General features: G+C 30.9%; 12 protein-coding genes. All 12 read right to left on the reverse strand.

Annotation, left to right across the window (positions count from 1 at the left end):
• Positions 1-164: 164 nt before the first annotated feature.
• Positions 165-1,727, reverse strand: a complete 1,563-nt coding sequence (locus tag NMK29_RS12335; protein WP_108803928.1) for an amidohydrolase family protein — start codon at positions 1,725-1,727, stop codon at positions 165-167.
• Between the two features lie 57 nt (positions 1,728-1,784).
• The gene (locus NMK29_RS12340; protein WP_108803927.1) at positions 1,785-2,153 is read right to left on the reverse strand and encodes a nuclear transport factor 2 family protein; all 369 of its coding nucleotides are present in this window, start codon (positions 2,151-2,153) and stop codon (positions 1,785-1,787) included.
• 11 nt (positions 2,154-2,164) lie between these two features.
• Positions 2,165-2,908 (reverse strand): SDR family NAD(P)-dependent oxidoreductase, encoded by a 744-nt coding sequence (locus NMK29_RS12345; RefSeq protein ID WP_108803926.1) that lies wholly within the window; start codon positions 2,906-2,908, stop codon positions 2,165-2,167.
• Entirely contained in the window at positions 2,905-3,108 is a 204-nt protein-coding gene (locus NMK29_RS12350; protein WP_108803925.1) for a 4-oxalocrotonate tautomerase family protein, read from the reverse strand. Before NMK29_RS12350 ends, NMK29_RS12345 begins: the two co-directional genes overlap by 4 nt.
• A gap of 132 nt (positions 3,109-3,240) precedes the next feature.
• Positions 3,241-3,804, reverse strand: coding sequence for a Crp/Fnr family transcriptional regulator (locus tag NMK29_RS12355; RefSeq protein WP_108803924.1), 564 nt, complete (start codon positions 3,802-3,804; stop codon positions 3,241-3,243).
• A 152-nt stretch (positions 3,805-3,956) separates the two neighbouring features.
• Positions 3,957-4,655: a thioredoxin family protein gene (locus NMK29_RS12360; protein ID WP_108803923.1), complete on the reverse strand. Its 699-nt coding sequence runs from the start codon at positions 4,653-4,655 to the stop codon at positions 3,957-3,959.
• Position 4,656: 1 nt separating this feature from the next.
• The gene (locus NMK29_RS12365; RefSeq protein WP_108803922.1) at positions 4,657-5,172 is read right to left on the reverse strand and encodes a TlpA disulfide reductase family protein; all 516 of its coding nucleotides are present in this window, start codon (positions 5,170-5,172) and stop codon (positions 4,657-4,659) included.
• A gap of 82 nt (positions 5,173-5,254) precedes the next feature.
• Positions 5,255-6,151 carry a DUF2911 domain-containing protein gene (locus NMK29_RS12370; RefSeq protein ID WP_108803921.1) on the reverse strand — a complete coding sequence of 299 codons (897 nt, stop codon included), beginning with the start codon at positions 6,149-6,151 and terminating at the stop codon, positions 5,255-5,257.
• 72 nt (positions 6,152-6,223) lie between these two features.
• On the reverse strand, positions 6,224-7,480 hold the full coding sequence (locus NMK29_RS12375; protein ID WP_108803920.1) for a hypothetical protein: 1,257 nt from the start codon (positions 7,478-7,480) through the stop codon (positions 6,224-6,226).
• A gap of 148 nt (positions 7,481-7,628) precedes the next feature.
• A complete protein-coding gene (locus NMK29_RS12380) occupies positions 7,629-10,823 on the reverse strand; it encodes an AsmA-like C-terminal region-containing protein (RefSeq protein ID WP_108803919.1) in 3,195 nt (1,064 codons plus the stop codon).
• 195 nt (positions 10,824-11,018) lie between these two features.
• Positions 11,019-11,831, reverse strand: a complete 813-nt coding sequence (locus NMK29_RS12385) for a DUF2306 domain-containing protein (RefSeq protein WP_108803918.1) — start codon at positions 11,829-11,831, stop codon at positions 11,019-11,021.
• Between the two features lie 85 nt (positions 11,832-11,916).
• Positions 11,917-12,501 (reverse strand): Crp/Fnr family transcriptional regulator, encoded by a 585-nt coding sequence (locus NMK29_RS12390; protein ID WP_108803917.1) that lies wholly within the window; start codon positions 12,499-12,501, stop codon positions 11,917-11,919.
• Between the last annotated feature and the right edge of the window lie 34 nt (positions 12,502-12,535).

A 12,535-nucleotide genomic window follows, 5' to 3' on the forward strand; every position in this document is an offset into this window, starting at 1 on the left:
ATAAGAAACTAATAAACAATAAAAATGTTCTAATTAATTTCAAAATGAGTGGTTTATATCCGTTTTAAAACTCATCAAAAATGAAGCCAGTTTAGAATAAACTATTTAGATAATAATACCGTTGATAACAGAGAAATCTTTCAACCCTTTAAATGGTCTTAGATTTAGTCTGCAAATTGTACTCTTATAAGAGGGCTTTTTAAAAAACTTAAGAGTACTTTGCTATTCATATGGAAGCTAGCAGCAATTGACTCTGTAAAGTTTTTTAGTTCAATTATTTTTTCTGAGTCGTAATAGACCCCATTCATAAATACTCCATCAATTGTACTAGTATAAGTAATATTTTCTAGAGGATTATGCTGTAACAAAACCAAATCGGCTACTTTTCCTTTTTCTATACTCCCATAAAAATCTTCTTTTTCTGCATACTTAGCAGGCACTATTGTAGCACTTTGCAGAGCTTCAAGGTTTGTTAATCCACTTTTTGTTAACTCCATCAATTCTTCATGAATACTAAACCCTGCAAATATATACGAATCTGTTACATCTGTTCCCGTCATTATTGGCACTCCGATGCTATTAGCCAATCTCACTTGATTCATTGCTGCTTTGTAAAAATTTTGGCTTATATCTTTAGTCTGATCATCCATATTTCTTGAAGCATTATTATTAGTATCTATACCCCACCATAACCTTTTTCTAATTCCTGTTATATATTTTAAATTAGGATTCGCTACATAATTTTCGAGATGTGCATTCGCTTCAAACTTTAGTGTTTGTAGGGTTGGTGTCCAATGTGCATTTTTCGATTTCATTAATTTCATAAGCTTAGTAGCTATCTTTAGATCAAATTCATCAACTAACCTTCTCTTCGATTTAGAAAAATAGCTTTTCCAATTATTAGGATTCTTTAAACTATCTGCTTCCGGAAATGATTCGAACATAAAAATACGCCCATGTTCGAAACTACGTTGTCCTAAATTAACAGCCTCCTCTAAACTAAGAAACATTGGTTTATGCCCAGCAATATGCATTTCATACGATGGTGCTTTTTTAGCCAAGGCTTTGTATGATTCTTTTGGTATTTGCTGATATACCTTAATAAAATCTACCTGTTCTTTTTTATAAAAATGTAACAATGAATCTACTTGTTCTGGGGTATCTAGTTTAAAAAAATCTGGAAATCCATCAGGTACACTAGAAGCTCCATCTATTTGATAACTACTTTGTAAAACATATCTAGGCATAATTCTTTTATGCACACTCAATTCAGCATTCCATTGCAACCGTTCTTTACTGCCTACCCAATAGCTATCTTTACGATCTAATTGCCCAGACATATCTCTAATTCCTGTAATACCATTGGCTATGTAAAGTGGATGATGTAACCAAGGAGAATGCTGATTTGAATGTGTATGCATATCCCATAAACCTGGGATCATATATTTATTAGCACCATCAATTATTAATGAATTAGAATTTTCGACTAAAATTTCTAAACTATCAATGGCAACAATGATATTATCTTTTATCAGTACATTTCTGTTTTCTAAAACTTGACCAGACTTTACATCTATAATGTTTATTGATTTTATAAGTACGGTATCGTACTTTGCCGGAGGAATGAGTTTTGGCATTGGCCAAAAAGCTCCAACCATAATTATTAGTCTTAGAAATAATAAAATACCTAATAAAATTTTCAGAAATTTAAATAGTTTCTTTTTCATTATTATTTGAATCTGTTATCATCTAGACTCTATACTTTAAAAAATGTAACAGCATCTTTAGGCTACATGCGTAAAAATTTTGTTTACAATTTTCCAGTTGTCATTCACTTTCGCTAGCGATAAATAATCATAATAGTTATAGCCTAGCATAGGTACTCGCAGTTTTACCATAGCCACATTTCCAATAATATCAATCCCTACAACTTCCATTTTAAACATTTCGTTTAAATCATTAAGGCTTTTTCTTTCTTTAACACCATCCAAATATTCTATCACGCTTTTCTTATAAGGAACTCCGTTTATATCACCATAGATAAATGCACTATCAGTAAAACAAGGAGCTAGTTTATCAACCTCTCCATAAAAAATGCCTTCAAAATAATTCGTTATTACATTTTCAATGTCTTTTATATTGTCTTTATACATAATTTCTTTTTTTAAATAGCGTGTCCAACTGTATGACCTCCAGCTACGTTAATAGTCTCACCTGTGATAAAATCAGAAGATGCCAAATAGTAGGCAGCTTCTGCTATTTCCTTAGCTTCTCCTATACGGTTTAATAAATGTAATCCAGCTAAACTATCAGCATCTTCAATTCCCATTTTTCCTTGTAATGGACTTCTAATGATACCAGGAGCTATGGTATTTACTTTAATATTATTTTTACCAAACTCTGTTGCTAACTGTCTAGTTAATGAATGAATAGCTCCCTTACTCGTTAACGGCGCGGTTGCAGGAAAACCATCAATAGCGTGATCTACTAGCACAGTTCCGATATTTATAATAGAACCATTTTTTTGTTTTATCATTTCAGAGATTGCAGCTTGTGACGTAAAGTAGGTTCCTTTTAAATTTACATTCCAATAAAGCTCTAAATCTTCTTCTTGGACGTCTAAAAAAGGTTTTGGAGCAAATAGACCTGCATTATTTATTAAGACATCTACAGAACCAAAATTTTCTTTAGCCAGATGTATTAGTTCCCGACCTGTAAACTGTTTACTAATATCTCCAGCTAAATACACTGCATTTTTTGGTGATCCAAGTTCTTCATACGTTTTTTGTAAATTCTCTTTATTAGATGAGTTCATAACTACATTACTATTTTGCTCAATAAAATAAGCTGCTATAGCTTTTCCAATACCTGTAGAGGCTCCTGTAATAATTACTGTTTTGTTTTTCATGACTTAAATTTTTCTGAGTTTGAATATTGTTTTGCATCTACTCCCCAATTATCAATAGGGATTTCTTCTATAACCACGTGTGTGGTTTTAGGGTTCTTGTCCAATACATCTGCAAGCAATTGTGTTGTACCTACAATTAACAGACGCTTTTGTTCTTTGGTTACCTGTTCATCGGTAACTTTGATGTTGATGTAAGGCATCTTTTTATAGTTTTAAATTAACACTACAAAGTTGAGAGGAATCAGAAGAAATTATAAGGAGGTATGTCACTACTTTAAAGTGATCTATGTCACTTTATTAGTGTGAAAAAAAATAATATTATAAAAATTGAACTATGAGTTAAGTCTACTCAAGGTTTCTCTAGAAACCCCTAAGTAAGAAGCTATAAGTTTTTTAGGGACTCTTTGAAATAGTTGAGGATATTGTTCTAGTAGTAAATCATACCGTTCTTTAGCAGAATTTTTTAACAATGAAAGGATTCTTTTTTGTAAAGCAATACGTCCAAACTTACTTTTTTTTGCCCAAAACCGTTCCATTTTATGCATTTGAGATGTAAGCTTATCCCTGTTCTCAAAAGAAATGTATAAAAACTCACAATCTTCTATGCAGTCAATATATATGTTTGATGGGGTTTGTTTTACAAAAGATTCATAATCGGTAATCCACCATTGTTCCATTGCAAACCGAAGAATATGTTCCTTACCATTGTCATCTAAAAAATAACTTTTTACACATCCTTGAGTTATCCAATACTCTTTTTTTACTACCTCTCCTTCCTGAACAAGATATTGATGTTTTCGTTTTTTTGTGGTTTCAAAATGACCTAAAACAAAATCAAATTCTTCATCCGTTAACTCAATTATCTCTTCAATATGTTGTCTTAAAGGGTGCTTCATTTTATGTATGGACGAACTCTTATATCTTGGTAGTAATATATTGCCGAAAACTTCTTTTAAAAAGGTAATTTACAAAATAAAAAAGAATAGCGATTTGAATTAAAATTCAAATCGCTATTCTTATAATGGTATTATAAAATAGTTTACTTTACTTAAATCGCTTTAACAGGACATCCTATAGCTTTAGTAAAATTAACCTTTGGTTTTTCACCTTTTTGAAGTGCTTCTATCGCATTTTCAAGATATTTCACCTTCACATCATTAGCTGATCTTGCGTTGTCGTCTATAGTACCTATATACTGTACTTTCCTTTCTTTATCCAAAAGAAAAACATGAGGAGTTCTTACAGCTCCATATTTTGGAAATACATTATGTTGTTCATCCGCTAGATATACAAAAGGGAACTCTTTTTCTTTAGACCTATTTTGCATCGCTTTGAAATTTTCTTTTGTATTAGACTCGCTAACATTTGGATTAATTGCAACTACAGTATAACCTTCTGGAGCGTATTGATTGTGAATTTGAATTAATCGGTCTTCATACATTTTTGCAAATGGGCACTCATTACAAGTAAATACTACGATGTAACCTTTTGCATTATCAATATTGGATAAAGAAAACATAGTGCCATCCACATTTTTAAGCCTAAAATCCGATGCAGTTTCTCCAATTTTGTAACCACCTATTTCCTCTAGCGTTTTTGTTTGTTCTGGACCGTGTCCTCCTCTTGGAGGTCCTTTACGTTCTCCATTAGGTGGTGGGCCTTTTCGGTCTTGAGCATATATACTATTAGTGACTAAAAAACTGCACAAAATTAGAATCATTCCTAAAATGATATTACTTTTTTTCATCTTATTTATTATTTATAGTGGTATTAATTATTTTTTCTAAGTCTTTAATATTATCAAAAGACCGCTCATGATAAGATCTCTTTTGGTTATTAAATATTATTGTAAAAGGAATAGCTCCTGACCAATTGGGATCAATTTTATTTATCCAACTATTTGCATCTGGATCGCTTAACAGAACAACTTTTGATGAAATTCTTTTTTTCTTTAAAAAAGGTTTAAGTTTTGTCTCAATATCTTCTGGAAAATCAAGACTTACTAATATCATTTCTACATCAGGATTATTTTTTTCATATTCCTGAAAAACAGGCAGTTCTTTGACGCATGGAGCACACCACATAGCCCAAAAATTAATAATATGAGTTTTATTGGTTTTCGTGTACAACAGAGGTTCTAATGAATCAAAGTCATAGATGGGAATATCTAATTGATCTACGTTTTCAAATACCACATCTGAGTTAATTTCAGTAGTAAATCCAAAAAACAGAAAAGGAATAATTAAATGAATATTTTTATGCATTAATCGATAATTTAGTCTTTAGACTAACTGTTTGCAAAAAGGTTTAATTAGTAACCAAAATATTTAAAGAAGTTTATTTTAATCACTTACTCCACTTTCTAATATTTTCAGTATTACTATTTATATAATATTCACTTTTTATTTTTTTTGCAATAATTAAAGATTTTTTTGCTGACTGTATGGCTTGTTCTTTTTTATCTAAATCATTTAATATATTTGATTTAAGGTAGTAGTTGTATGCTAATCGTCTATCTTCTAAATTTACATTTTCAAGCCATAGTTCAAACGGCATTCCTTTCTCCTCTATCTCAATAGATTTTTCAATTGCTACAAGCGCTTTTTTGCTATTTTTTTCCTTATCAAAGTATATGTAAGCTGCTAAACTATATTCTCGTGAAAGTGCAGTATTCTTTTCAGAAAGGTAATTTTTTAAAATTTTATCAGTAGGAATTTTAATAGGTATTTCAACTTTTGTTTTTTCCCAAGAAATACTCAAAATCGCAGTATTAGCTGTTAAATTATCAAATGTTATTGCTAGGGTCTCTAATTCTTTATCCAACTTAATTACGGGAACATTAAGTTGTACAACGCTATTTTTAGGATCAAACGTTTCTGGCACGCCATACTCATCTATTTCGGCATGAAAATAAACGTCCCAAATATCCATTGATGGCTTTGTGAAAATAGTGTATATTCCAGGAGCTACTTCAACATCTCCAATTATGACATAATCGGAAAAAACTATTTTAGTATTTTTATTTGCTCCAGTTCGCCAAATTTTATCATACGGTTCCAAAACTCCAAAGATTTTTCTTCCACGCATCGAAGGACGTGAATATTCTAAAGAAACATCTACAATACCTAGCTTAATTTCTGTTTTCTGAAAAGGACTTAGTTTTGGGTTTTTTAATTTAGAAATCTGTCCTATTAATGTAGTAGTAAATAATAGAGTTAAAGCGAATAAAATAGTGTTTTTCATGTATTATATGTTTTCTTGTTTTATAACAACTAGTTACAGGTTAGTCTTAACTGGACTAAGTTTTCGGAAATTTTAATATCTGCTTAAATTCAGTATGGATTCATCATATTCATTTAAACTCTTTCTTCTTTCGTTTATAATCTCTATTATACTGCTCAATAAATTACCGTCAATATGTCTTAAAAGAATTACTATCTCTTTATCAGATTCTTGAATAGAATTATCCATCCGACCAAAAAACCGAATAAGAGATTTTTTGATAATTACTTCTGTGATTTTAATATCTGAAAACTTAATTGCATCAAAATGTTTTGTAGAAAACTCTAATCGAACTCTATTATTTTTTTTATCGATAATATCTCTGTAAACGTTTCTTACCAGCGATTGATTAATGTCATTTTTAGTAAAAATTTCAACATCTAAACCAACTCTTAGTATTTCAGATAACTTAACTGAATTACCAGAATTTATATAGATAATCCAGTCCACAAATCCTTTTACCAGTTCATTATCGTTACTGTATAAAAAAGATAGTTGCTTAGGAGGAAAACTAGAGTACATATAAGTTAGTCCGTCAATAGTACTGGAAGTTGTTTTAATTTTTTCTAGGTTTCCAACTTTAATAGAAGCTCTTTCTTTCTTTTTTAATTTTATCAGTGCTTCTTGATTCTTCCTACCAGTCAATCTAATTCTATCGTGAGCACCAGGACCACCTCCTCGTTCCATAATTTTCATCCATTGTTTATTGGTTATACCATCGGCACCTATACTTTCCTCAAAAATCTTGGAGTCACTTTTATATTTGTTAATATTACTTTGTTTAGGCATATAAGGATTACCCATGTCATTTCTAAATAATATTATTTCATCACAGTAAGCATCAACATAGGCAATAGCGTTTAAGAATCTATTCCAATTCAAAAAAAGCAAGGCTTCTTTATTATTAGTTAGTTTATTACTAGCCTCTTTAAAGTTTAATAATGTATTCTTTCTTATTTCATAAAATGAGATTTCTTTTTTGTTCGATTTTAATAGATTCTCTTTACCTGAAATAGCATTAATTATGTATTCAGACATTTGATAAGTGTCTTCTAATAATAATCTCGGTAATTTTCCTGAATAAAAATTAGCATTTAGCTCATCAGTCATTAAACTATCAGTAACCGAATAGTATTTGTAACCTAAATCATCTATTGCTTTTACAATAATACTTCCTTCAGGTTTTTTTTTATATACTTCCTTTTTATTGTACGGTAATTGTGCTGCATTATATTGAACGTATAGTATACAGAATATTAAAAGGCAAAAAACTTGTTTCTTATATAACATCTTACCTCATTAAACATATTTTCAATTAAACGCATCCATTAAGTTACTACACTCAATATCCTACAAAAGTTCTCATATACTTAAAATATCCGGAGTAATCCTAAAAATGCCAAGAATTCATTATCAATAAAATTGTAGAAATCAACTATTACTTTTGTTTTTTCTTACCTAATGAAATCTTGTAGTCATCAATACTTCCTTTGATCTTTAGATTTAGATATTTTGTTTTTTCATCTGGATCTACTTCTACAATCTCATCTTCTTGTTCCTTACTAATTACAGTATCTTTTTTCTTTCCAAATAATTTTTGCCAAGAAGCTTTTCTTACCGTTTTCCAAGGAATTCGTATGTAATAATCAATGTTTTGATTACTATCATGAGAACCAGATAGTTCCATATGACCTAATGTAGATTCTATTCTCATAGCTGGAATAGTAATCTTTCCTTTCTTTATATCTAAACTATTTTGTAACGTATCAAACCGAATGTTTAGTAGGTTTTTATCTCCCATATAATCCGAAAGAGCAAGCATGGGATCGTAGTTTTTCAGTCTTCCATTTAATACTTTCACATCCATTTCTATAGTAGACTGATCCAAATCCGGCACCATATCAGGGTATACTCTAATCTTACCTTTAATTTTAGAAGTAAGTTTCCCCTGTAAATTTTCTGAAACAAGATGATCTTGTCCAAAATTTTCAAACTTGAACAACAGTTTATCTAAATCTACATTATTCATAACCAAATCCGGTTGCATATAAATATGTTCTGGATCACTACCGTTAAAATAACCATTTAACCGAATATTTCCTCCTGCAGCATTCATATCTAAGGTATCGATATATATATAATGATTAGGTGTTGTCCTTATAGCCGCTTTAATATCCTGAAGATCAATTCTGTGGTAGATAAAGTGAGCAATATCAGCCTTAAATTGCATATCTGTAAATGGCAACTCGTATACATTGAAAGCTTCTGCATGTTCTTTTACATCTGCAGTTTTTGAAGTGTTAACTTCTGTGGATTTTGGAGGATTTATATCAAACTTAAAAAGTGCGTCAAAATCAATATAATTTGCCTTGACCGAGAGATAATTATCTCTTTTCTTTATTTTTTCATCTTTGCCCAAATAATAGTTAAGGTCAAAATTAAAATTGGTAGTTCCTATCTCGCCATGAAAATCTTTTATAACCAAGTGTTCATCCTCATAATGGATTTTTCCTCTAAAATTATCAAAGCGCAAAGGATGCAATTCCATTTTGGTATCTAACTTATCTAAAGTCAAATCGATGGAATGCAAAGCAGAGTCCTTATAATGCATACTAGAAGCAACATGCAATGCCAAATCATCAAAAATCTCATGTCGATACTCTTCTGGAACATAATTTTCTCCCTTATACGAAAAGACATCCTCTAACCTTATTTTTTTAGAAGTAAGATTGACATCTAAGTCCACATCTCCATTGAGTTCGGGTTGCATCCAAAAAGCATACTCATGTATAAGTCCATCTAAATGAAAATCACTATCATCGATAAACCCTGTAAAATCAACTATTTCGAGATCCTTGTCATCTATTAGTACATCGGCATGAAAATCATGTAATTTATGAGGATAATGCTTCAAATCTGCATATAAACTATCTATAAAAAATTCTCCTTTTGGCAAATATTTAGATTCCGTAAAATCTTTGGCAGAAGCCTTAAAAGAAAGCCCTAAGCTTAAATCTTTTATTTGTTCATCGAAACCTTTTTGAATAGTGTCTTGTTTTGTAAAACCAGTTAATTCTGCTAAATCCAAATACTTGGAAGAAATATCTAAATGTGCCTCTACCGGTATACTGGTATGATGCACAATAGCGGGTAAATCCGAAAGAAATCCACTTACCGATAAATCAGAATTTCCCATCAACAATTCGAACTGATTCAATGTAGCCTCCTTACCATTCATTACTAAATGTACATTCATATCATGCAAAGGAGCAGGAAGTTGTTCTGCCACTAAACTCAAGTTTTTTACAATTAACTCTGTAAAATATGCTTGATTAAGTTTTTGTAATGCTTTTTCGGGCTCATCAATATCTATAATATCGTGAAAATTCATTTTTAGTGAAACCTCTCCAGAAGCTTCTTGTACCTGCTCTAATTCTAAAAATTCTGCTATAAAATCAAGATTGAAATTAGAATTTATCTTCATATCCACTTCCGGAGATTCAAAATTCTTTACAAAAATCGAACCTTCGAATTCTCCTTTTTCTAAAGATGCAGTCATGTCCGTTAATGAAAACTCCATAGTACTTGGATCTCTGTTTTCTCCATTGGTAAAATGACCATTGAATCCCATATTATCAATCTTTTTTGCTCTTTTAGTATTCTCTAAAAAAGCTTTTCCAGCTCCAAAATTGGCTTTGATAAAAGGTCTGTTTCCTTTATTAGCAGGTCCTTGAATACTAGCGTTAAAATAGATTTCGCCCGCATTTTTGTATTTCTCTAATACCGGTATTACGTCTGTTGGTGCAAAAGCGATCAACATATCAAAATTAGGTTTTCTTCCTTCTATAGAAAGATTTAGATCTACATCATTCTTTGTATCTATGGATCCTTCTAACTCGAAATCTCCATTTTCCATAACAATACCAGAAGGCTGTATATCAAGAATACCCGTATTTTCATTAAATACTACATCCGTATGTACTTCAAAATGTTTATTATGGATAAAAGTGGTATCGCCATCTTTAATTACATTTAATTCAAAATGGGTATCTATGTGACCAGCGATAACACTATCCTTTTGACTAAAACCACCTGTCCCTGCATAAATAAACTTTTCGACATCCGTATTGGTAGCTTCGTCTAAAGTATGGATATCCAAACTTTTAAATCTAATTTTTTTTAAATGAATATTGGTAGATGGTGTTTCTGTTCCAGAAGTACTGGCTAAAGAATTTTGAATATTCGTGGTATTATTTTCATGAATCACAATATTAAAAACACCATCTTCTATTATTAAAGACTGAATATCATAATTCCCTTTCACCATATCCCATAGATTAAAACCAATGTAGATATCTTTTACATCCATGATAATGGGCGCATTGTCTTCTTTGGTTTCTAAAATTTTTACATCATATACTTTTATGGAAATGTAAGGGAAATTACTAAAAAGAGATAATTCACTTTCGCCAACACTAATAAGACCTTCGTGCTCTTTATTTAGTTTTGCAATTTCTCCTTTAATAATTTCAGATTGATTACTCTGAATATATAACATGAGTCCCCCTATTACCACAATTGGGACTACGATTAATCCTACTAAAATTCGTTTCCAGAATTTCTTAATTTTCACAGCAGTGGTCTTTTAGGGTTAACAAAAGTCTTTAACGTTAAAAGTAACGAATTCGTATGAAAAAATCTTGTTTCGCATACGAATTCGTCTTTAATTGAACTGCATTTTATAATACATCTTAAACTCTTAATCAACTATATGTTATATTGTTAATATTTCCCTTAGTTATAAATTAATGATTGTAAGATCTATAAATCAAATACGTGGTAACCACATCCCCATAGTTGCAGAAAACGTCCCTATTGCAATACAGCCCGTAAGTAGTACGATAAAAATGGAAAGCATAAATTTCCTTTTAACCGATTTAGATTTTTTTGCTCTAAAGTAAAAGTTTGCAAATAGTACTGGTAAGATATAACTAAAAACATATAGCATATTTAATGCAGGGCCCTGAAAAGACTCCATATCAAAACCAACTGGACCCTGATTAATAGTAAGCCATAACATTAAAAACACTCTAAAAAACCAAACTCCGCTCATAGCTAAGAATAAACGAATTGCCCATTTTCGATGTATCTTTAGTTTTCTAGAAACGGCAAATTTTATGGTGTTATAAGCACATATGATAATAAAAATTCCATTTATAGTAATAAAGATGGATCCTATTAATCCTCCAACAGAACTTCGGATCCAAGCTAAATATAAACCAGCGATACTTATCAAGAAAGCTGCACTAATATAAATGCGACCGTTTATTCTATGAAACTTCGGAAACTTAGCGCGCACTTTTTTTATAAGTTGCAGAGGTCCACCAATTGTAATTATAGCGGCTAATACTATATGTAAACCAAAAAATATATTACCCACAAAATCTTTTTCGACATATCCGTGACCACTTGCTTCGTTCCAACGTTCGAAATCACCTGCAATACCGCTTATACCATAAAGCCCCATAATATATAAGGCAAATATAAATTGACCAGTTATTACTACAATAAACCAAATGTTTACAGATGTTTTGAGGATTTTTAGAGGTTTCTCTTTTGAAAGTATTACTGAAGACGACATATGATTGATTTTTTGATTGATCTACAAACCTAAAAATCATATAATAGAAACTACTTCACAATTGTGAAGAAATATAAGGTAATCCCTATTTAACCAACTCATTACGTATGCGGCTTAGACTCCCTGGATTAATTCCTAGATACGAAGCAATATATTTTAGAGGAATGTTTTGAATGATTGAAGGATATTCTTTTTGCAATTTTACATACCGTTGCTCCGCAGAAAGTGTAGCATGGTCAATGATTCGTTGTTTATTCTTTTCCAACTGTTGTTGCAAGATCTGTACAGTGTATTCCATTTGGGTGATTCCTAGTTTCGCTGTAATATCTACATCATCTCGTTTAATTCGCAATAACTCGCAATCCGTAATACATTGCAGATTTTCGTTTGAAGGTGTTCGATGCATAAAATGATTATATGAAGTAAAAAAGCGAGGACCATCATTAATATCAGTAATAATTTCTTGACCTAGCTCATTACTATAAAAATTCCGCATAAACCCCGAAACAATGAAATTATGATACTGAGGAACTTTTCCGGAGGATTCAATTATCTCCCCTTTTGTAGCAGAAAAAGGTTTAAAATATTTACGACATAAGTCTTGATCAATTTTTGGGATATCTACGAGCAGTCGTACATAGTTAAAAAATATTTCAAAATTGTCATTCATATAACGTTCGATTTAAAAGATTAATATCAAAAAA

It is taken from the genome of Aquimarina sp. Aq107 (genome assembly GCF_943733665.1).
GTDB lineage: Bacteria > Bacteroidota > Bacteroidia > Flavobacteriales > Flavobacteriaceae > Aquimarina.

Excerpts from the sequence above, each read along its gene's own strand:
- NMK29_RS12335 (WP_108803928.1), bottom strand. The coding sequence starts at position 1,727 with ATGAAAAAGAAACTATTTAAATTTCTGAAAATTTTATTAGGTATTTTA.
- NMK29_RS12340 (WP_108803927.1), bottom strand. The coding sequence starts at position 2,153 with ATGTATAAAGACAATATAAAAGACATTGAAAATGTAATAACGAATTAT.
- NMK29_RS12345 (WP_108803926.1), bottom strand. The coding sequence starts at position 2,908 with ATGAAAAACAAAACAGTAATTATTACAGGAGCCTCTACAGGTATTGGA.
- NMK29_RS12350 (WP_108803925.1), bottom strand. The coding sequence starts at position 3,108 with ATGCCTTACATCAACATCAAAGTTACCGATGAACAGGTAACCAAAGAA.
- NMK29_RS12355 (WP_108803924.1), bottom strand. The coding sequence starts at position 3,804 with ATGAAGCACCCTTTAAGACAACATATTGAAGAGATAATTGAGTTAACG.
- NMK29_RS12360 (WP_108803923.1), bottom strand. The coding sequence starts at position 4,655 with ATGAAAAAAAGTAATATCATTTTAGGAATGATTCTAATTTTGTGCAGT.
- NMK29_RS12365 (WP_108803922.1), bottom strand. The coding sequence starts at position 5,172 with ATGCATAAAAATATTCATTTAATTATTCCTTTTCTGTTTTTTGGATTT.
- NMK29_RS12370 (WP_108803921.1), bottom strand. The coding sequence starts at position 6,151 with ATGAAAAACACTATTTTATTCGCTTTAACTCTATTATTTACTACTACA.
- NMK29_RS12375 (WP_108803920.1), bottom strand. The coding sequence starts at position 7,480 with ATGTTATATAAGAAACAAGTTTTTTGCCTTTTAATATTCTGTATACTA.
- NMK29_RS12385 (WP_108803918.1), bottom strand. The coding sequence starts at position 11,831 with ATGTCGTCTTCAGTAATACTTTCAAAAGAGAAACCTCTAAAAATCCTC.
- NMK29_RS12390 (WP_108803917.1), bottom strand. The coding sequence starts at position 12,501 with ATGAATGACAATTTTGAAATATTTTTTAACTATGTACGACTGCTCGTA.